The 19728-nt window shown below is 55.8% G+C and carries 19 protein-coding genes and 1 other RNA gene; 14 read left to right on the top strand and 6 right to left on the bottom strand.

The genetic code is table 11. From position 1 onward, the window contains the following. The first annotated feature begins 3 nt into the window (after positions 1–3). From epd to argO, 5 genes are all read left to right on the top strand, one after another. The gene (epd, locus tag PAT9B_RS16175) at positions 4–1023 is read left to right on the top strand and encodes an erythrose-4-phosphate dehydrogenase (RefSeq protein WP_013510351.1); all 1020 of its coding nucleotides are present in this window, start codon (positions 4–6) and stop codon (positions 1021–1023) included. Between the two features lie 51 nt (positions 1024–1074). Continuing rightward, positions 1075–2238, top strand: coding sequence for a phosphoglycerate kinase (gene pgk / locus PAT9B_RS16170; protein ID WP_013510350.1), 1164 nt, complete (start codon positions 1075–1077; stop codon positions 2236–2238). Between the two features lie 113 nt (positions 2239–2351). Beyond that, positions 2352–3431, top strand: a complete 1080-nt coding sequence (fbaA, locus tag PAT9B_RS16165; protein WP_013510349.1) for a class II fructose-bisphosphate aldolase — start codon at positions 2352–2354, stop codon at positions 3429–3431. Between the two features lie 188 nt (positions 3432–3619). Beyond that, the gene (gene mscS / locus PAT9B_RS16160) at positions 3620–4495 is read left to right on the top strand and encodes a small-conductance mechanosensitive channel MscS (RefSeq protein WP_013510348.1); all 876 of its coding nucleotides are present in this window, start codon (positions 3620–3622) and stop codon (positions 4493–4495) included. 181 nt (positions 4496–4676) lie between these two features. Then, a complete protein-coding gene (gene argO, locus PAT9B_RS16155; protein WP_013510347.1) occupies positions 4677–5300 on the top strand; it encodes an arginine exporter ArgO in 624 nt (207 codons plus the stop codon). On the opposite strand, the gene PAT9B_RS16150 is transcribed toward argO, so the two are convergent. Further along, entirely contained in the window at positions 5279–7555 is a 2277-nt protein-coding gene (locus PAT9B_RS16150; RefSeq protein ID WP_041525844.1) for an FAD-dependent oxidoreductase, read from the bottom strand. The two genes, argO and PAT9B_RS16150, sit on opposite strands and share 22 nt — an antisense overlap. Positions 7556–7614: 59 nt before the next feature. Here PAT9B_RS16150 and PAT9B_RS16145 point away from each other — a divergent pair, with 59 nt between their 5' ends. Next, a complete protein-coding gene (locus tag PAT9B_RS16145; protein WP_013510345.1) occupies positions 7615–8313 on the top strand; it encodes an IclR family transcriptional regulator in 699 nt (232 codons plus the stop codon). On the opposite strand, the gene PAT9B_RS16140 is transcribed toward PAT9B_RS16145, so the two are convergent. Continuing rightward, positions 8300–9607, bottom strand: a complete 1308-nt coding sequence (locus PAT9B_RS16140; RefSeq protein ID WP_013510344.1) for an MFS transporter — start codon at positions 9605–9607, stop codon at positions 8300–8302. The genes PAT9B_RS16145 and PAT9B_RS16140 overlap by 14 nt on opposite strands. Before the next feature lie 218 nt (positions 9608–9825). Here PAT9B_RS16140 and PAT9B_RS16135 point away from each other — a divergent pair, with 218 nt between their 5' ends. Further along, complete coding sequence (locus PAT9B_RS16135; RefSeq protein WP_013510343.1) at positions 9826–10554, top strand: oxidative stress defense protein; 729 nt, start codon at positions 9826–9828, stop codon at positions 10552–10554. A gap of 50 nt (positions 10555–10604) precedes the next feature. Here PAT9B_RS16135 and PAT9B_RS16130 read toward each other — a convergent pair whose 3' ends face one another. Continuing rightward, positions 10605–11510, bottom strand: coding sequence for a LysR family transcriptional regulator ArgP (locus PAT9B_RS16130; protein ID WP_013510342.1), 906 nt, complete (start codon positions 11508–11510; stop codon positions 10605–10607). Positions 11511–11669: 159 nt separating this feature from the next. Here PAT9B_RS16130 and rpiA point away from each other — a divergent pair, with 159 nt between their 5' ends. The 3 genes from rpiA to serA all read left to right on the top strand — a co-directional run bounded on the left by rpiA (position 11670) and on the right by serA (position 13847). Next, positions 11670–12329, top strand: a complete 660-nt coding sequence (rpiA, locus tag PAT9B_RS16125; RefSeq protein ID WP_013510341.1) for a ribose-5-phosphate isomerase RpiA — start codon at positions 11670–11672, stop codon at positions 12327–12329. A gap of 71 nt (positions 12330–12400) precedes the next feature. Next, positions 12401–12595: a hypothetical protein gene (locus PAT9B_RS30640; RefSeq protein WP_150105794.1), complete on the top strand. Its 195-nt coding sequence runs from the start codon at positions 12401–12403 to the stop codon at positions 12593–12595. Positions 12596–12608: 13 nt separating this feature from the next. Further along, positions 12609–13847: a phosphoglycerate dehydrogenase gene (gene serA, locus PAT9B_RS16120; RefSeq protein WP_013510340.1), complete on the top strand. Its 1239-nt coding sequence runs from the start codon at positions 12609–12611 to the stop codon at positions 13845–13847. A gap of 67 nt (positions 13848–13914) precedes the next feature. Here serA and PAT9B_RS16115 read toward each other — a convergent pair whose 3' ends face one another. From PAT9B_RS16115 to zapA, 3 genes are all read right to left on the bottom strand, one after another. Beyond that, positions 13915–14505, bottom strand: coding sequence for a 5-formyltetrahydrofolate cyclo-ligase (locus PAT9B_RS16115; RefSeq protein WP_013510339.1), 591 nt, complete (start codon positions 14503–14505; stop codon positions 13915–13917). Positions 14506–14581: 76 nt separating this feature from the next. Further along, a non-coding RNA gene (ssrS, locus tag PAT9B_RS29730) (6S RNA) lies at positions 14582–14765 on the bottom strand. 39 nt (positions 14766–14804) lie between these two features. After that, positions 14805–15134 carry a cell division protein ZapA gene (zapA, locus tag PAT9B_RS16110; protein ID WP_013510338.1) on the bottom strand — a complete coding sequence of 110 codons (330 nt, stop codon included), beginning with the start codon at positions 15132–15134 and terminating at the stop codon, positions 14805–14807. A 170-nt stretch (positions 15135–15304) separates the two neighbouring features. On the opposite strand from zapA, the gene PAT9B_RS16105 reads away from it, so the two are divergent. The 4 genes from PAT9B_RS16105 to ubiI are packed head-to-tail and all read left to right on the top strand — an operon-like array spanning position 15305 to position 19658. Further along, positions 15305–15886, top strand: a complete 582-nt coding sequence (locus tag PAT9B_RS16105) for a YecA family protein (RefSeq protein ID WP_013510337.1) — start codon at positions 15305–15307, stop codon at positions 15884–15886. Between the two features lie 51 nt (positions 15887–15937). Next, positions 15938–17260, top strand: a complete 1323-nt coding sequence (gene pepP / locus PAT9B_RS16100; protein ID WP_013510336.1) for a Xaa-Pro aminopeptidase — start codon at positions 15938–15940, stop codon at positions 17258–17260. Next, positions 17257–18435: a 2-octaprenyl-6-methoxyphenyl hydroxylase gene (gene ubiH / locus PAT9B_RS16095; protein WP_013510335.1), complete on the top strand. Its 1179-nt coding sequence runs from the start codon at positions 17257–17259 to the stop codon at positions 18433–18435. Before pepP ends, ubiH begins: the two co-directional genes overlap by 4 nt. 20 nt (positions 18436–18455) lie before the next feature. Next, positions 18456–19658 carry an FAD-dependent 2-octaprenylphenol hydroxylase gene (gene ubiI / locus PAT9B_RS16090; protein ID WP_013510334.1) on the top strand — a complete coding sequence of 401 codons (1203 nt, stop codon included), beginning with the start codon at positions 18456–18458 and terminating at the stop codon, positions 19656–19658. The last annotated feature ends 70 nt before the right edge of the window (positions 19659–19728 follow it).

The following is a 19728-nucleotide window of genomic DNA, read 5'->3' as shown; positions in this document are numbered from 1 at the left end:
AAGATGACCGTTCGCATAGCTATAAATGGTTTTGGTCGTATCGGGCGTAATGTGCTGCGTGCGCTCTATGAAACAGGGCGCAGAGCGGAAATCACCGTGGTAGCGATTAACGAACTGGCAGAAGCCGTCGGGATGGCGCATCTGCTTAAGTACGATACCAGCCACGGACGTTTTGCCTTTGACGTGCGCCAGGAACGCGACCTGCTGTTTGTCGGTGACGATACCATTCGTATCCTGCACCAGGCCGATATCGCCACCCTGCCGTGGCAGGAACTGAATGTCGATATCGTGCTGGATTGTACCGGTGTTTACGGTAGCCGTGCCGATGGCGAAGCCCATTTGCAGGCGGGCGCGAAGAAGGTGTTGTTCTCGCATCCGGGCGGTAACGATCTGGATGCCACCGTTGTGTTCGGCGTGAACGAACAGGCTCTTAAACAAACTGACCGCATTGTCTCCAACGCATCCTGCACCACCAACTGTATTATTCCGGTGATAAAGTTGCTGGATGACGCGTTTGGCATTGAATCGGGCACTGTCACCACGATTCACTCGGCGATGCACGATCAGCAGGTGATCGATGCGTATCACAGCGACCTGCGCCGTACCCGTGCTGCCAGCCAATCGATCATTCCGGTGGATACGCGTCTGGCGGCGGGCATCACGCGCATTTTTCCGAAATTTAACGATCGCTTTGAAGCTATCGCGGTACGTGTGCCAACCATCAATGTGACAGCCATTGATTTGAGCGTTTCAGTCCGTCAGGCGGTGAAGGCATGCGAGGTCAATGCCTTGCTGCAAAACGCATCAGAAGGGGCATTTCGTGGTATAGTTGACTATACGGAATTACCGTTAGTCTCAGTAGATTTTAACCATGATCCGCACAGTGCCATTGTGGATGGCACGCAAACGCGGGTCAGCGGTCACCACCTTATCAAAACCCTGGTTTGGTGTGACAACGAATGGGGCTTTGCTAACCGCATGCTCGATACAACGTTAGCAATGGCCGCACGCGGTTTCAGGTAAGACGCGGTCTGCGTCTGGCAAAACTTATGAGAATCAACGAGAGGGTTCACCATGTCTGTAATTAAGATGACCGATCTGGATCTTGCTGGAAAACGTGTTCTGATCCGTGCCGATCTCAACGTACCAGTGAAAGAAGGGAAAGTGACGTCTGATGCACGTATCCGTGCTTCTCTGCCCACCATCGAAGCGGCGTTGAAACAGGGCGCGAAAGTGATGGTTACCTCTCACCTGGGTCGTCCGACCGAAGGTGAATACAACGAAGAGTTCTCCCTGCTGCCGGTTGTTAACTATCTGAAAGACAAACTGAACGGCACCACAGTTACCCTGGCTAAAGATTACCTCGACGGCGTTGAAGTCGGTGCAGGTGAGCTGGTTGTGCTGGAAAACGTGCGCTTCAACAAAGGCGAAAAGAAAGACGACGAAGCCCTGTCCAAAAAATACGCTGCCCTGTGTGACGTGTTTGTGATGGATGCTTTCGGTACTGCGCACCGTGCGCAGGCATCAACACACGGCGTGGGTAAATTCGCCCCGATCGCCTGTGCCGGCCCGCTGCTCTCTGCTGAGCTGGAAGCGCTGGGCAAAGTGATGAGCAACCCGCAGCGTCCGCTGGTGGCTGTCGTTGGTGGTTCTAAAGTCTCTACCAAATTCGACGTGCTGCAATCGCTGGTGAAAATCGCTGACACCGTCATTGTCGGTGGCGGTATCGCTAACACCTTCGTGGCTATCGACAACAACGTCGGTAAATCCCTGTACGAGCCAGACTTCGTTGAAGCGGCTAAAGGTCTGCGTGACCAGTACGGTATCCCGGTTCCGACCGACTCCCGTGTAGGCACAGAATTCTCTGAAACCGCACCGGCAACCGTGAAAAAGGTTTCCGAAGTTGCGGATAACGAAGAAATTATGGACTTCGGTGACGAAACCGCACTGGCCATGGCGAAACTGCTGAAAGACGCCAAAACCATTATGTGGAACGGTCCGGTTGGCGTGTTCGAATTCCCGAACTTCCGCAAAGGCACCGAAATCATCGCTAACGCTATCGCTGATAGCGAAGCGTTCTCCGTCGCGGGCGGCGGTGACACCCTGGCTGCGATTGATCTGTTCGGTATCGAAGACAAGATCTCCTACATCTCTACCGGTGGTGGCGCATTCCTCGAGTTCGTGGAAGGTAAAAAACTGCCAGCCGTAGCCATGCTGGAAGAGCGCGCGAAGCAGTAATCATTTGGGGGCGGCGCTTTGGCGTCGCCTGAAGACTTGCCCTGACGCTATGGGGCATAAAATCCAGTCCCCCTCGATTCGGGGATGAACGGTAAACGAAACAGGACACAACCATGTCTAAAATTTTTGATTTCGTAAAACCCGGCGTTGTCACTGGTGATGACGTTCAGAAAATCTTTAAAGTGGCGAAAGAGAACAAATTCGCCCTGCCAGCAGTAAACTGCGTCGGCACAGATTCCATCAACGCAGTACTGGAAGCGGCAGCGAAAGTGAAATCGCCGGTCATCGTTCAGTTCTCTAATGGTGGTGCTGCTTTCATCGCGGGTAAAGGTTACAAAACCGACAAACCGCAGGGCGCGGCGATTGCCGGCGCTATCGCGGGTGCGCACCATGTGCATCTGATGGCTGAGCTGTATGGTGTGCCGGTTATTCTGCACACTGACCACTGCGCGAAAAAACTGCTGCCGTGGATCGACGGTCTGCTGGACGCGGGTGAAGCCCACTTCGCCAAAACCGGTAAGCCGCTGTTCTCTTCTCACATGATTGACCTGTCTGAAGAGTCACTGGAAGAAAACATCGAGATCTCCAGCAAATATCTGACGCGTATGGCGAAACTGGATATGACCCTGGAAATCGAACTGGGCTGCACCGGCGGCGAAGAAGACGGTGTGGACAACAGCCACATGGACGCTTCTGCCCTGTACACCCAGCCGGAAGACGTGGATTACGCTTACACCGAACTGAGCAAAATCAGCCCGCGTTTCACTATCGCGGCATCCTTCGGTAACGTTCACGGCGTCTACAAACCGGGTAACGTGAAGCTGACCCCGACCATCCTGCGTGATTCTCAGGAATACGTTTCGAAGAAACACAACCTGCCGCACAACGCGCTGGATTTCGTGTTCCATGGTGGTTCCGGTTCTTCTGCTGCGGAAATCGAAGAGTCTATCAGCTACGGCGTGATCAAGATGAACATCGATACCGACACCCAATGGGCGACCTGGGACGGTATTCTGCAGTACTACAAAAAGAACGAAGACTATCTGCAAGGCCAGTTGGGTAACCCGAACGGCGTGGATAGCCCGAACAAGAAATACTACGATCCGCGTGTCTGGCTGCGTTCTGCCCAGGCATCAATGGTGGTTCGTCTGGAACAGGCTTTCAAAGAGCTTAACGCTATCGACGTGCTGTAATTTTTCCTTACAGTACAAAAAAGGCCCGAAAGGGCCTTTTTTTATGCATTATTTTCGGATTATTCAGTAAATTCTGACCATCTTTGGCGCTGGCTCCCATTATTGTTTACCCTTGTACGCGGGAGTGTCGGATTCTTTCTGGCAGTTTTGGTTCTTTCCTGCGGGAAACTCAACAACAGGGCTAACAAATGGAAGATTTAAATGTCGTTGACGGCATTCATAACGCGGGTGGATGGCTGGTACGTAATCAGGAACTGATCCTGAGCTATGCCGTGAATATTGTGGCAGCGATTGCCATCATTATCATCGGCATGTTGGTGGCACGTATTATCTCCAATGCGGTTAACCGCGTGCTGGTGGCGCGCCATATCGATGCTACCGTGGCTGACTTCCTGTCAGCGCTGGTACGTTACGGGATTATCGCCTTTACCATTATCGCTGCGCTGGGACGCGTGGGCGTACAGACCGCATCGGTCATCGCCGTGCTGGGTGCCGCAGGTCTGGCCGTGGGTCTGGCCTTGCAGGGTTCACTTTCTAACCTCGCCGCTGGCGTGTTGCTGGTGACCTTCCGCCCGTTCCGTACCGGTGAGTTCGTCGATCTCGGCGGGGTGACGGGTACAGTGCAGAACGTGCAGATTTTCTCCACCACCATGAAAAGCGCCGATGGCAAAATTGTGGTGGTGCCGAACGGTAAAATCATTGCCGGTAATATCGTGAACTACTCCCGTGAACCGATTCGTCGTAACGAATTTATTATCGGCGTAGCCTACGATGCGGATGTGGACCAGGTGATTAGTTTGCTGAGAGAGGTGACCGAAGCAGACGATCGTGTGTTGAAGGATATGGGTATCCAGATTGGTCTGAACGAACTGGCGGCCTCTTCGCTCAACTTCGTCGTGCGTTGCTGGAGCAAAAGCAGCGACCTGCAAAACGTCTACTGGGACCTGCTGAAAAACTATAAGCGCACGCTGGACGCGCACGGCATCGGTATCCCTTATCCGCAGATGGATGTGCATTTCCATCCGGTGAAAAACGAGGCAGCGGTGGCTGAACGCGCAGAATAATCCCCAAACGTAGCGGCGCGATTTATCGCGCGGTTTTTTCCGGCACCGCGCACGGAATTGCGCGATAAATTGCGCCGCTACGCTATCATTATCACTAATACCCCATTAATTTTTTCCATTTCCTCTAATAATTTCACGCCTTTATACTTCACGCCATCACCTATGTTGATGGAAAATTCCCGTGTTATCTGTTTATTTACAAGGGCTTGCTCTTGGGGCCTCGCTTATTCTGCCGCTGGGTCCGCAAAACGCATTCGTTATGAACCAGGGCATCAAGCGTCATTATCATCTGATGACTGCGGCACTCTGCACCTTGAGTGATATTGCTTTGATTTGTGGCGGTATTTTTGGCGGTAGCGCCTTGCTCAATCAGTCCCCGTTGCTGCTGATGATCATCACCTGGACCGGCGTGGCTTTTCTGAGCTGGTATGGCTGGGGCGCACTGCGTAACGCCTGGCAGGGGGATGTGTCGCTGGCATCCGCAGAGGTGATGAAACAGGGGCGCTGGCGCATTATCGCCACCATGCTGGCGGTGACCTGGCTCAATCCGCACGTTTATATCGATACTTTTGTGGTACTGGGTAGCCTCGGCGGTCAGCTGCCGTCGGAGGCCGCGCGCCGATGGTTTGCGTTGGGCAGCGTCAGTGCCTCGGTGATCTGGTTCTTTGGTCTGGCGCTGTTGGCCGCATGGCTATCACCCCGGCTGCGCACCTTACGGGCGCAGCGCATTATCAACCTGCTGGTGGGCACGGTAATGTGGGTGATTGCGTTCCAGCTGGCGCGTCAGGGCATTGCCAACGGGTGATGCAGATGCAAACCGTAAACGGCGGGCAGAGCGCCCGCCGTGGCAAGCAGTTCAAGCCGTATTTGGCGAAAACTCACCCCTTGGGGTAATGCATGATGGCGGAGTGAATGGTGGTTATCGTTCACCTCGATCAACAACACCTCATCCAGCCATAGACGGTAATGGGTGGTGCAATGCGGCGTTACCGCCTGGGCATGGCCCATCTGTACCGTCTCCATCGCATGGTCAAAATCGTTATCAAATAACAAGGTGAGCTGACTGGCCTGCTGCGGTTGTGACCATTGCCAACTGACCACCGGCGCGCTGTCGTCGGGTGCCGGAACCCAGCAATGAGTATGGCTTTCCGGGCGCAATTTGCCGTTCAGTAGAGCGTCGCGGTGCCACAGTTGCAGCGGAGCCTCAAGGGCAAAAGCGATGAGTGTTTGTTGTGGTGCGCGACGCGGTAGCCAGAAATCAAACTCATCGACACCATAATCGCCGTCATTGATTTGGCGAGTACGTTTTGCCACCCGTGGGTTCAGGCTGTTAAACACCATCATGATGCCCGGCAGACGCTGGCGGGTCAGGGCAATCTCAATCGCCGGATTCTCGTCGAAGGCGATCATCAGGTAACGATCACAGTCGGCGCGATACGCAAAATCCAGCCGATATTCGCCCTGATCGCTCACCTTCAGCGTTTGGCTGGCCAGATGTCGGTCGCCACAGGTATTGGCCGTGTTGTCGCTGGTCAGCAGCGCTACTTGCAACACCTGTTGCGGTGCTGCCCGCAGAGACACCTGCAAGGCGGGCAAACGCTCTCCGGCTTTCACGGGCAGCAGTAACGCACAACGTGATGCCAGTGGCTGCCAGCCGCCATCAGCGGGCAGGGCGCGGAGTTGCAGCGTGCTGCTGACGTGGACCTGCGGCGTGCCACACGGGTCGATCAGGCGTTGGCGCGGAATATAAGCCCCGTGACGCAGCAAATGCTGCTGTAACTGCCCGATACGCTCAGCCGCCGCCAGTTGCGCCGGGATAAGGTGCTGTTGCTGGCATAACGCGGCGGCGCGTCCCACCACTTCACCAAGTACGCCGCAAGTACACATCACGCGTGCGCTACCAAAGGCCACATGGGTCGCGGAGATCAGCCGACCCGTCAGCAGCAGGTTATCCAGCGACTGGCTGTACAAGGCGCGAAACGGGATGGTGTAGGTGCCTTTGCTGTGAAACTGACGGCAACCATCATGTTCGCTGTAGACGCCATCGGCGGGATGCAGATCAATCGACCAGCCGCCATAGGCCACAGCGTCATAATGATCGCGTTGTTCGACGATATCCTGCTGACACAACAGCGTATCGCCGAGAAAACGGCGGCTTTCGCGTTTGCCGGGGATGAGGCCAACCCATTCGATCGTCAGGTTTTCCGCATCAGGAAACTCACCGGAATTCTTGATGTAATCCCACACGCCCCAGACGATTTTCCACAGTTCCCATTTGATGGTTTCACTCTCATGCACGGTATCAAGTCGTCCCCCCCATTCCAGCCACCACAGATCGCAACCGTTCAGTTCTGACGTCAGACGTTTATAGCGCGGGATGGCCTGGATATCTTTCAGGGCAAAGCCCGGGGGGATAAAGCGCACCGGCTCTGCGGTACGTTTGGTGTAGAAGTAGATGGAGTGGCCGAGTTTGTGGCCGAAATGCTCGCCAGGGGCCATCTTCTCGCCGAACTCCTCGACGGATTCCGCGCCGACACGATGCGCAGCACCCGCCAGATAACCCAGTACCCCATCCCCACTGGCATCGATAAACTGTTGGGCCGTTACCCGATAGCGTGTCTGGTTGATGGCGTTAAAAGCGTGCACCGCCTGCAACTGGCGGCCTGATTTCTCGATGTCATTGACGGTGGTGTTCAGCAGCAGCGTCAGGCCGGATTGTGCCTGAACGAGATCCAGCAGCACCAGATCAAACAGCACCGGGTTGCCTTCTTTGTTGCGCCACAGGTTCTCCTCCATAATCTCGCCCATGATGCCGCCTTCGCGCGCCCAGCGATTGTTGTTCCCCATGTGCGAGGTGGCACCATTGGCCCACAAGCGGACTTCACTGGAGGCATTACCGCCCAGCACCGGACGATCCTGAATCAACACCACCTTCATACCATCCCGCGCGGCGGCCAGTGCTGCGCAGACACCGGCCAGACCGCCACCGGCGATCAACACATCGGCCTGTAAAGGTTGCAGGGGAAACTGGCGTGTGTCCTGAGAAGAGAAAATTTGCATCATTTCATTCCTGTAACTCTGACGCTAAGATTAAATTTTTGACCGCCACAGGGTGACGTATGTCTTCTCAACCCAATCAAAGCCTGATTGACGGTATTCGCTGCCTGCAATATTTGGTCTCCAGTGGCAAAGCCGTTGGCTGCCGCGAACTGGCACGCCAGATGGGGATGAACAGCACGCGGGTCAACCGTCTGCTGATGACCATGGCCTCGATTGGTCTGACGATGCAGGATGAGCATCGCCGCTATCTGCCAGGGCCGGGGGTCCATGCGTTGGCGGCGCAGGCGATACGCGGATCGTCGCTGTTTGCGCAGGCGCTGCCGCAGCTGGAAGCCAACGCACCGCGCGATATCGTGGTGGCGTTGGGCGTGTTGTGGGAGGACCAGGTGATCTATATCTGGCACTCGGAGCCGGGTGAACGCACCAGCACCAGCCAGGCGTTGGCGGGCTACCATATGCTGCCTGCCTGGCAATCGGTCATTGGTGTCTCGCTGCTGGCTGCGGAAAGCGATGACGCTCTGCGGCCGCGTTTCACTGACGAACAATGGGCGCAAATTGCGCCGCTGCTGGCGCGTAAACGCACGAAGGACACCCTGATCTGGCATCGTGAGGATGGCGAAGTCAGCATGGCGCAGCCGATTAATAACAATCGTGCGGCGCTGGCGTTTGCCAAAATCTGGCAGGCGGATGAGCCGCACCTCCAGCAGCGACTGACGCAGTTGCAGGCGCTGGCACAGCGCATGACTATGGCGCGCTGACATGGTCGATTTTCCCGACGATAAACAAATAGCTGGCGATGCCGATGCTGGCCAGCACGGCGATAAAGGCCAGCGCTGGCGCGAAATTATCACCATCGATCAATGCGCCAATGGCAATCGGTACCACTATTGAAGAGAGCGCGCCGGTGAAGTTAAACACGCCACCGGCCAGCCCAATCAAATGACGCGGTGCCAGCGCCGTGACGAATACCCAGGTAATGGTCGCCAGGCCGTTGCCAAAGAAGGCGATCGACATAAACAGGATGATCAACGCGGAGTTGTCGGTGTAATTGGCCCCGAGGATAAACAACGTCAGAGAAAGCCCGAGAATCACCGGCAGTTTGCGTGCCACGCTGGCTGACACGCCGCGGCGTATCATGCGGTCCGAGGCAAAACCCGCCAGCAGCACACCGCAGAAAGCGGCAAAGTAAGGCAGTGACGCCACATAACCGCTCTTGATAAACGCCATATGACGGTATTGCACCAGATAGGTCGGAAACCAGGTCAGGAAGAACCAAAAGGTGGCGGAGATGGTGAACTGACCCATGTAGATACCCACCAACTTACGGCTGCGGAACATCTGCGCCAGATCCTGCCAGCGCGCGCGTGGCTGCTGTAGGTTTTGATGGCTATCTGTCAGTGCGCCATTGCTGCGCAGATAATTCAGCTCAGCCTGTGAAACCCCTTGGTGCTCGGTGGGTTCGCGGTACAGGCGATACCACACCAGCGCCCAAATCATGCCTGCGAAACCGGTAATCAAAAACAAACCGCGCCAGCCAAACGCATCCTGCACATGGAATAGCAACGGGGTCATACAGGCGAGACCGACAAACTGCGCCGAAGAATAAATACCGATGGCGCTGGCGCGTTCCTGTTCCGGGAACCAACTGGAGATCACCCGGTTATTGGCGGGCATCACCGGGGCTTCAAAGGCACCGACGCCGAGGCGCAGGCCAAATAGCGCGAGGAAGCTACCGGCGAACGCGTGCAATGCCGTCACCAGCGACCAGACAAACAACCCGATGCCATACACCAACCGTGCGCCCAGACGATCGATCAGAAAACCGCCGGGGATCTGCAACGCGGCATAAATCCAGCCAAACGCGGAGAAGATCAGCCCCATCTCAAGGGGGGTAAAGCGCAGTTCTCCGGCGATGGCGGTGGCCGCGACCGACAGGTTGGTACGGTCCATGTAATTAATGATGATGTTAATAAACACCAGGCCAAGCATCAGAAAGCGTGTGCGCCCGGCACGGACACACACCTGGGTTTGGGTTATCGGCTGCTCTGTCATCGTGGAACGCTCCCGGAGGTCAGAGTGTTTCTTTAATAGAAACATCAGTGGGCAAATTCAGCGAATAAGGGTTGGTTATTTTGTGATCGCGGAGACGATAAAACAGCAGAGTGCCCGAACTTTTCGCTGAATCAAAACTCAGACCATCACGCATGGTAATGTGTAGCAGGCTTCGCCATAGTGGCGACCTCAGAATTGAATCTTCAAGGAGGACTTTCGTGAAACTCAAAGCACTGGCGCTGGCCGCCGTAATGAGCGCGGGCGCATTGCCTGCGATGGTTCAGGCCGACGAACTGCCGAATGGCCCGCATGTGGTCACTTCAGGACAGGCAAGTGTCGAGGCGCGTCCGGATATTGCTACGCTCTCGATTGTGGTGAATGTTTCGTCGAAAGACGCGGCGGATGCCAAAAAGCAGGCTGACAGTCGTGTTGCACAATACTTTGATTTCCTGCAAAAAAATGGCATCGAGAAGAAAGATATTGATGCTGCTAACCTCAGCACGCAGCCGGAGTACGATTACACCAAAGAGGGGAAATCGGTGCTGAAAGGCTACCGTGCAGTGCGCCAGGTGCAGGTTACACTGCGCCAGTTGGACAAGCTGAATGAACTGCTGGATGGCGCGCTGAAAACCGGTCTGAATGAGATTCGTGCGGTGGATCTTGGTGTGGCAAATCCACAGACCTATAAGGATCAGGCGCGTAAAGCGGCGATCGCCAATGCGACTCAGCAGGCGACGGCACTGGCCGAAGGTTTTAACGCCAAACTCGGCCCGGTGTATAGCATCCGCTATCACGTGGCTAACTATCAGCCGATGCCGATGGCACGCATGTTCAAAGCGGCGGCTCCTGAGGCGGATACCTCAGCGCAGCAGACCTACGAGCAGCAGACCATTCACTTTGACGATCAGGTGGATGTGGTATTCGATATCAAACCGAATACACCGTGATATTTTCGTAGCGGCGCGCAGTCGCGCGTCGCTACGCATGCGTGCGGCTGTCAGGCCGCTAAATCATCCTGACGCAATACGCGGTGCCCATGGGCAATCAACGCATCGGTAACGCGGCGCATCAAACGGCTTTCCGGAGCAAAGCGGTGCCAGTACAGCATCCGGCGCTGGTACAAGCCAGGCGTTAAATCCACCAGTTCTCCATTCGCCAGTTCGCGCTCAATCTGCAAATGCGGAATCATACAGCAGGTCGAACCCTGACGAGCCAGTTGGACGAAGGCTTCTGACGAGTTAACGATATGGCAGGGCACGCTACCCGGTGACAAATCGAAATTCTGTTGCAGAAACGCCTGATGCATATCATCCAGATGATCAAAGGCGATGGCCGGGGCTTTCAGCAGCGCCGAACGCGTCACACCATTCGGGAAGTAGCGATTGGCAAACTCAGGTGAAGCCACAAACAGATAATCAAGCGCACCCAGTTGATCCACCAGGCAGCTCGGCAACGGCTGCGGCTGGATACTCACCGCGCCCACCACTTCACCCCGGCGCAAACGCTCCTGGGTGCGGGTTTCGTCTTCGACCTGAATGTTGAGGCGTACCGGGGAGTCAGCCAGCACATCTTTCAACGCGGGCAGCAGCCAGGTGGCCAGACTGTCGGCGTTGACCGCCAGCGACAGCAGCAGCGGCGTGGTGCCGCCATTTTCATCACCCAGCCACTCTTCTTCCAGCAGCTCCACCTGATGCAACAACGCCAGCAACTTCTGCCCCTGTTCTGTCGGGCGTGGCGGCACGGTACGCACCAGCAGCGGCTGGCCGAATAAATTTTCCAGCTGTTTAATACGCTGCGACACCGCAGACTGCGTAATACAAAGTTTTTGCGCGGCGCGCTCAAAGCCGCGTTCACGAATCACAGCATCCAGCGCCTGAAGCGTTCGATAATCCGGGCGTTTCATTGTTGTTCTCTCTCGTTCAGGATGGAGGGTACTATGCCACAAAAAATCAAAAGATGGTTTTTGTGGGCTGAGTTACAAAGCCTTTAACAGCCGCGCTTTTTTACGCCGCCTTGTTTTATACTACGCGCACCTCGTTGTCGCACAGGTTTTAAACATACCATGACCCAGGATGAACTGAAAAAAGCGGTAGGTTGGGCAGCACTGCAATATGTGCAGCCGGGCACCATTGTTGGCGTTGGCACCGGTTCAACCGCTGCTCATTTTATTGATGCGTTAGGTTCGATTAAGCATCAAATTGAGGGCGCGGTCTCCAGCTCAGAAGCCTCGACGCAGAAACTGAAGTCCCTCGGCATTCACGTGTTTGATCTCAATGAAGTGGATTCGCTGTCGGTGTATGTCGACGGTGCAGATGAGATCAACCCGCACATGCAGATGATCAAAGGTGGCGGCGCGGCGCTGACGCGTGAGAAAATTGTCTCCGCCGTGGCAGAGAAATTTATCTGTATTGCCGATGCCTCAAAAGAAGTGGATGTGTTGGGCCATTTTCCGCTGCCGGTAGAAGTGATCCCGATGGCGCGTTCCTATGTGGCACGTGAACTGGTGAAGCTGGGCGGTCTGCCGGAATACCGTCAGAACGTGGTGACCGATAACGGCAACATTATTCTCGACGTGCATAATCTGCGCATCCTGGACCCGATCGCGCTGGAAAAAGCCATCAATGCGCTGCCGGGTGTGGTAACGGTGGGGCTTTTTGCCGCACGCGGTGCTGATGTAGCGTTGATCGGCACGGCCGATGGCGTAAAAACCATTACCAAATGATCTGTCCGGCGCGGTTACCGCGCCGCTTATTTCCATACGCAAAACATCTTTTCTTCGTATGCTGAAATTCGGTGACTTATGTCACAAAATGGTCATCAACAGCAGGTTCATTCTTCGCCCTGGACGCATATCCCGATTTTGTACGGCATTGTGCTGCCGTAGCACTGACGCGTGCTGAGGTTGAAGCAATCGATTGTCTTGCTGCAAACGAATTTTTTGATATTTTGACAGAAGGCTGGCTTATGGCAGCCCTCGTTGAATTCTGAATAGGGTCGGGAAATGGCAGAGTTATCACTGGAAAAAGACAAGATTAAGTTCCTGCTGGTGGAAGGTGTCCATCAGAGTGCGCTGGATAACCTGCGCGCGGCAGGCTACACCAACATCGAATTCCACAAAGGGGCGCTGGATGCGGAGACGCTGAAGTCCTCGGTCCGCGACGCTCACTTCATTGGTATCCGTTCCCGTACCCAATTGACCGAAGAGATTTTCGCTGCGGCTGAGAAACTGGTCGCGGTTGGTTGCTTCTGTATCGGCACCAACCAGGTTGACCTCAATGCGGCGGCAAAACGCGGTGTGCCGGTGTTTAACGCGCCGTTCTCCAACACCCGCTCGGTGGCCGAACTGGTGATTGGTGAGATGCTGCTGATGCTGCGCGGTATTCCAGAAGCGAACGCCAAAGCGCATCGCGGTATCTGGAATAAAGTTGCGGCGGGTTCTTATGAAGCGCGCGGCAAAAAGCTGGGCATCATCGGTTACGGTCATATCGGCATGCAACTCGGTGTGCTGGCGGAAAGCCTTGGCATGCATGTGTTCTTCTATGATATCGAAAACAAGCTGCCACTGGGTAACGCCACGCAGGTGCGTCATCTGTCTGACCTGCTCAACATGAGCGATGTGGTCAGCCTGCACGTGCCGGAAACCCCGTCCACGCAGAATATGATCGGTGCCGCTGAACTGGCGCTGATGAAGCCGGGTGCGCTGCTGATTAACGCCGCACGCGGTACGGTGATTGATATTCCGGCGCTGTGCGATGCGCTGTCGAACAAACATCTGGCGGGTGCGGCGATTGACGTGTTCCCGGTAGAACCGGCGACCAACAGCGATCCGTTCACTTCACCGCTGTGTGAGTTCGATAACGTGATTCTGACGCCGCATATCGGTGGTTCGACCCAGGAAGCGCAGGAAAACATCGGTCTGGAAGTCTCAGGCAAACTGGCGAAGTATTCTGACAACGGTTCTACCCTGTCTGCTGTTAACTTCCCGGAAGTGTCGTTGCCGATGCATGCTGCCAGCGCCAGCCGTCTGCTGCATATCCACGAAAACCGTCCGGGTGTGCTGACCGCCATCAACCAGATTTTTGCTGAACAGGGCATCAACATCGCCGCCCAGTATCTGCAAACCTCGCCGCTGATGGGTTACGTGGTGATCGATATCGATGCACAACAGGATGTGGCGGACAAAGCGCTGCAACTGATGAAAGCGATCCCGGGCACCATTCGCGCGCGTCTGTTGTACTGATTTAATACGCACTTAATCGCGCCGCTACAGCTATCGTAGCGGCGCGATTTATCGCGCAATAACCAGGTTACCACTGCCACAATTTCGACGGTGTCATCACCACCGGCAACGGCACATCCCAGGCTGCTACCGGCAGCGTTGCAACACGCTGGCAATCATGCGCAATCCCCACCGGCAGAAAACCATGCTGCTGCCAGTTTTGCAGTGTGCGATCGTAAAAACCGCCGCCCATCCCCAGTCGCTGACCGCTATGGTCAAACGCCACCAGTGGCACCATGACCACGTCCAGTTGATCGAGGGTTGCCAGTTGGGTGATATCCAGCGGCGGCTCCGGAATGCGTAATTTATTCGGGCTGAGTGGGGTGTCTGGCGTGTAACGCAGGAACAGCAAATTGCCGGGGGCGAAAGGGTGCAGCACCGGCAGATAAACCTGTTTTTTCTGCTGCCAGAGTTTGGCGATCAACGGGCGTGTATTCAGCTCACCATCAACGGAAAGAAACAGCGCGATGCGTTGGGCATTGCTGATTGGGGCAAAATTGATGGCGTGCTCGGCCAGCAAATCGGCAGCCTGTTCCTGCTGTTCAGCCGTGAGATTGCGGCGCAAGTGACGCACGTGTTGACGAATGTCTTGTCGGTCGCGAAATGAGGGTTCAGACATGATATCCCCGGCAAAGTCGGCTGTTGCCAGCCACTATATCATGCGTACCGGGGGATAACAGAAGTGGAACTAAGTGGAGATCTCCGAGATGCCGCCGCAGGCTGTAACCCTTGAACCCTTGGTTCAAGGTGAATGTGTCGTCGCAACTATCAGGCTTCTCGGACGGACCGAGCATGCTCACAAGTTACGGAGCGCCACATTCTGTGGTAATGAAATATCGGCTCAGGGGACTGGCCCGCATGCAAACATCTCAGAGAAAATTTACTTCACCGTTACTGTATCACGATAACCATGAAGTGTTATTCAAACTTTGTGCCCTGGCGATCAGTTATGCGACCTTGCTCAACTAATGCTTGTTCAATGGTCTGTTGCAGCATACGAATACGTTGTTCCATATTGGCTGCATAGTCGCGCGTTTTACCTTTCTCTTGTGCCAGCTCGTGGCAAATGTTTAACGCGGCGATGAACACCAGTTGCTCTGTATTTGTGACTCTAGTGCGAACTTTTAAATCTTGCAACCGTTGATTGAGGTCCTCAGCTGCCGCATTCAGCGCATCTTGCTGTTCAGGCGGACAATTCACTCTCAACGAACGACCAAAAATCTGAATATCTACCGGTTGTGCAGACATGCCACCTTCCTGACTGATTACTTTGCCCGCATCTCCCTTAGCAGTCAATGGCTTGGGAGGAGCGCAACTATATAGACCTGGGTGATAAGTTACAACCCCTTTTCTGGAAACCCTGAGGCACCTGGTGGTAGCATAACACGAACTTATTCTGCCAACGACGACCAAAGCTTATGTCTTTACAGAACGCAACGCCCACTTACAACGCGCTGGCAGCAGCGCTTTCCCAGCAGGGCGTGGGAATGACACCCGCTGAAATGCACGGCCTGATTTGCGGCATTCTGTGCGGCGGCAACCAGGATAACAGCTGGAAGACACTGGTGCACGATCTCACCAACGAAGGCATGGCGTTTTCGCAAAGCCTGTCGCAACCGTTGCAGGCGCTGCATGAAAGCCTGACCAACACCCTTGATGAAGAGGGTTTCCTGTTTCAACTGATGCTGCCTGACGACGATGACATCACGGTGTTTGACCGTGCCGATGCGCTGGCGGGATGGGTCAACCATTTCCTGCTGGGACTCGGTGTGACTCAGCCGAAGCTGGACAAAGTCACCGGCGAAACCGGCGAGGCGATCGATGACCTGCGCACCATCGCGCAACTAGGCTATGACGAAGATGAAGATCAGGAAGAGCTTGAGCAATCACTCGAAGAGGTGATTGAGTATGTGCGTGTTGCCGCGCTGCTGTGTCACGACACCTTCACCCAGCCGCGACCGCCAACAGCACCTGAAGTGCAGAAGCCCACGCTACATTAAGCGCGTCATTCCGGGTACTGCCGTGCCCGCTTTTCAACAGGGAGTGCAAACATGATTACACTGGAAACCTTCCAGCAACGTCGTCAGGCGCTGATTGCCCGTATGGCGCCCGGTAGTGCTGCATTGATTTTTGCTGCGCCGGAAGTGACGCGCAGCAACGACAGCGAGTATCCCTTCCGTCAGAACAGCGATTTCTGGTATTTCACCGGTTTTAACGAGCCGCAGGCGTTGCTGGTGTTGATTAAAAGCGATGAGACCCACAACCACAGCGTGCTGTTCAACCGCGTGCGTGACCTGACGGCCGAAATCTGGTTTGGCCGTCGTCTGGGCCAGGATGCGGCACCGGCTAAACTCGGCGTGGACCGGGCATTGCCGTGGGACGACATCGGCGAGCAGTTGCATCAGTTGTTGAACGGTCTGGATGTGGTGTATCACGCTCAGGGCTTGTATGCCGAAGCGGATAACCTGGTGTTTAGTGCGCTGGATAAACTGCGTCGCGGCTTCCGGCAAAACCTGAGCGCGCCGGATACCCTCACCGACTGGCGTCCGTGGGTGCATGATATGCGTCTGTTCAAGGGGCCAGAAGAGATCGCTATCCTGCGCCGCGCCGGTGAGATCAGCGCGCTGGCGCATACTCGTGCGATGCAAGCTTGCCGTCCGGGGATGTTTGAATATCAACTGGAAGGCGAAATCCAGCATGAATTCAATCGCCACGGTGCGCGTTTTCCGTCTTACAACACCATCGTCGGCGCAGGCGAAAACGGCTGCATCCTGCACTACACCGAAAATGAGTGCGAGATGCGCGATGGCGATTTAGTGCTGATTGACGCCGGCTGTGAATTCCAGGGCTATGCGGGCGATATCACCCGAACTTTCCCGGTCAACGGCAAGTTTAGCGCCCCGCAGCGCGCCATTTACGACATCGTGCTGGCTTCGTTGTACAAAGCGCTGGAACTGTTCCGCCCCGGCATCAGCATCCATGATGTGAACGAAGAAGTGGTACGTATCATGGTCACCGGCCTGGTGGAGCTGGGGGTAATGACAGGAGAAGTGGATGCGCTGCTGGCAGAGCAGGCCCACCGTCAATTCTTTATGCACGGACTAAGCCATTGGCTGGGTCTGGATGTGCATGATGTCGGCCACTATGGCACGCCCAGCCGCGACCGTATTCTCGAACCAGGCATGGTCCTGACCATCGAACCCGGCCTGTATATCGCACCGGATGCCAAGGTTCCTGCGCAATATCGCGGCATTGGTATTCGTATCGAAGATGACATCGTCATCACCGCAGACGGCAACGAGAATCTGACCGACAGCGTGGTGAAGGATGCTGACGCGATTGAAGCCTTGATGGCGGCGGCACGACAGGCATGAGCATTCTGATTGCAGGCGGCGGTATGACCGGTGCCACTCTCGCGCTGGCGCTCTCTCATCTGACTCAGGGCAAACTGCCGGTGACGCTGATTGAACGCAGCGAACCGGACAGCCGTGCACATCCGGGGTATGACGGCCGTGCCATCGCGCTGGCGGCGGGCACCTGTCAGCAACTGGCGGAAATTGATCTGTGGCGTTCGTTACAGGATTGCGCGACCCCGATCACCCATGTGCATGTTTCTGATCGCGGCCATACCGGGTTTGTTTCGATGCAGGCAGCGGATTACCAGTTACCGGCGTTGGGGCAGGTGGTGGAGCTGTTTGATGTTGGACAACGGCTGTTTCAACGTCTGAAACAGGCACCGGGTGTGACCCTGCGCTGCCCGGCGCAAGTCACGGCGGTGTCACGCAATGCTGATACGGTGCAGGTGACGCTGAATAGCGGTGAGCAGTTGGACGCGGCCTTGCTGGTGGCGGCCGACGGCTCACGTTCTCCGTTGGCGGCCTCCTGTGGTATCAACTGGCAGCGTGAGGATTACCAGCAACTGGCGGTGATTGCCAATGTCACCACTCAGTTGCCACATCAGGGACGCGCCTTCGAGCGGTTTACCGAACACGGTCCACTGGCGCTGTTACCGATGTCGGGCAACCGCATGTCACTGGTATGGTGTCATCCACTGGAGGCCAGAGAAACCCTGATGCAGTGGGACGAGGCGACTTTCCTGCGTGAGTTGCAACAGGCATTTGGCTGGCGTCTCGGGCGCTTCACGCATACCGGTCAACGCGAAATCTACCCGCTGGCGCTGCAAACGGCGGAGCGTCAGGTGGCGCACCGTCTGGCGCTGGTTGGCAATGCGGCGCAAACGCTGCATCCGATTGCCGGACAGGGCTTCAACCTTGGTCTGCGTGATGTGATGTCGTTGGCGGAAAATCTCGCCAGCGCCTGGCGTCAGCGTCAGGACCCTGGCAGTTACGCGGTGTTGCATCATTTCGCCGCGCGACGCCAGCCAGACCGTGCCGCCACCATTGGCGTTACCGATGGTCTGGTGCGGTTGTTCGCCAACCGTTATGCTCCGCTGGTGGCAGGACGAAATCTTGGGCTGGTGGCGATGGACCACCTGCCGTGGCTGCGAAACCCCCTGGCTGCGCGCACGCTCGGCTGGGTAAAACGTTAAGCATGAATTAAGGGGCAGCAATGCAAACTTTTGATGTGGCTATCGCTGGCGGTGGCATGGTCGGACTGGCCGTCGCCTGTGGGCTGCAAGGCAGCGGATTACGCGTTGCAGTGCTGGAAAAGGCCGCAGAACCGCAGTTTGATCCCGCGGCTGCGCCATCGATCCGCGTATCGGCAATCAACGCAGCCAGCGAACGCCTGCTGCAAAAACTGGATGTCTGGTCGACGATCCTCGCCCTGCGCGCCAGTGCCTATCACGGTATGGAAGTGTGGGATCAGGACAGTTTTGGCAGCATCAGTTTCGATGATGAACAGCAGGGGCTCGCGCATCTGGGTCATATCATTGAAAACCCAGTGATTCACAGTGCGCTGTGGCAGCGAGCCAGCCAGTGCAGTGATATCACTTTGCTGGCCCCGGCGCAGTTGCAACAGGTGGCGTTTGGCGACAACGAAGCCTTTATCACGCTCCAGGACGGCAGCATGATGAGCGCGCGTTTGTTAATTGCTGCCGATGGCGCTAACTCCTGGCTGCGCGACAAGGCCGATATTCCGATCACTTTCTGGGATTACGATCATCACGCGCTGGTCGCGAATATTCGTACCGACCTGCCGCATGACGCCGTAGCACGCCAGGTGTTTCACGGTGATGGCATTCTGGCGTTTTTGCCCATGCAGGACCCGCATCTTTGTTCCATCGTCTGGTCACTGTCACCGCAGGAAGCCAGCCGGTTACAGGCGATGCCCGAAGCGCTATTTAATCAACAACTCTCCGTCGCATTCGATATGCGCCTCGGCTTATGTCAGGTTGAGAGCGAACGGAAAACCTTCCCGCTGATGGCGCGCTATGCGCGTAACTTTGCCGCGCACCGCCTGGCGCTGGTCGGCGATGCTGCGCACACTATCCATCCGCTGGCCGGGCAGGGCGTGAATCTGGGCTTTATGGATGCCGCAGAGTTGATCGGTGAAATTCGCCGCTTGCACAGTCAGGGCAAGGATATTGGCCAGCATCTGTATCTGCGTCGCTATGAGCGCAGCCGTAAGCACAGCGCTGCGCTGATGCTGGCGGGGATGCAGGGCTTCCGGGAGCTGTTTGCGGGCAGTAATCCGGCGAAAAAATTGTTGCGTGATGTTGGGCTGAAGTTGGCCGACACCCTGCCAGGCATCAAACCGATGATGTTGAAACAAGCCATGGGACTTAACGATATCCCCGGCTGGCTGCGTTAATCCCCCCATCCTGTAGCGGCGCGATAAATCGCGCCGCTGCGTTCAATACCTTCTTTTGCACCATTCTGAT

The organism is Pantoea sp. At-9b (assembly GCF_000175935.2).
GTDB lineage: Bacteria > Pseudomonadota > Gammaproteobacteria > Enterobacterales > Enterobacteriaceae > Pantoea.
Note: the sequence above shows the minus strand (reverse complement) of the source record. Positions and strands in the feature narration are given on the sequence as shown.

Excerpts from the sequence above, each read along its gene's own strand:
- epd (WP_013510351.1), top strand. The coding sequence starts at position 4 with ATGACCGTTCGCATAGCTATAAATGGTTTTGGTCGTATCGGGCGTAAT.
- pgk (WP_013510350.1), top strand. The coding sequence starts at position 1,075 with ATGTCTGTAATTAAGATGACCGATCTGGATCTTGCTGGAAAACGTGTT.
- fbaA (WP_013510349.1), top strand. The coding sequence starts at position 2,352 with ATGTCTAAAATTTTTGATTTCGTAAAACCCGGCGTTGTCACTGGTGAT.
- mscS (WP_013510348.1), top strand. The coding sequence starts at position 3,620 with ATGGAAGATTTAAATGTCGTTGACGGCATTCATAACGCGGGTGGATGG.
- PAT9B_RS16150 (WP_041525844.1), bottom strand. The coding sequence starts at position 7,555 with ATGCAAATTTTCTCTTCTCAGGACACACGCCAGTTTCCCCTGCAACCT.
- PAT9B_RS16145 (WP_013510345.1), top strand. The coding sequence starts at position 7,615 with ATGTCTTCTCAACCCAATCAAAGCCTGATTGACGGTATTCGCTGCCTG.
- PAT9B_RS16140 (WP_013510344.1), bottom strand. The coding sequence starts at position 9,607 with ATGACAGAGCAGCCGATAACCCAAACCCAGGTGTGTGTCCGTGCCGGG.
- PAT9B_RS16130 (WP_013510342.1), bottom strand. The coding sequence starts at position 11,510 with ATGAAACGCCCGGATTATCGAACGCTTCAGGCGCTGGATGCTGTGATT.
- rpiA (WP_013510341.1), top strand. The coding sequence starts at position 11,670 with ATGACCCAGGATGAACTGAAAAAAGCGGTAGGTTGGGCAGCACTGCAA.
- serA (WP_013510340.1), top strand. The coding sequence starts at position 12,609 with ATGGCAGAGTTATCACTGGAAAAAGACAAGATTAAGTTCCTGCTGGTG.
- PAT9B_RS16115 (WP_013510339.1), bottom strand. The coding sequence starts at position 14,505 with ATGTCTGAACCCTCATTTCGCGACCGACAAGACATTCGTCAACACGTG.
- zapA (WP_013510338.1), bottom strand. The coding sequence starts at position 15,134 with ATGTCTGCACAACCGGTAGATATTCAGATTTTTGGTCGTTCGTTGAGA.
- PAT9B_RS16105 (WP_013510337.1), top strand. The coding sequence starts at position 15,305 with ATGTCTTTACAGAACGCAACGCCCACTTACAACGCGCTGGCAGCAGCG.
- pepP (WP_013510336.1), top strand. The coding sequence starts at position 15,938 with ATGATTACACTGGAAACCTTCCAGCAACGTCGTCAGGCGCTGATTGCC.
- ubiH (WP_013510335.1), top strand. The coding sequence starts at position 17,257 with ATGAGCATTCTGATTGCAGGCGGCGGTATGACCGGTGCCACTCTCGCG.
- ubiI (WP_013510334.1), top strand. The coding sequence starts at position 18,456 with ATGCAAACTTTTGATGTGGCTATCGCTGGCGGTGGCATGGTCGGACTG.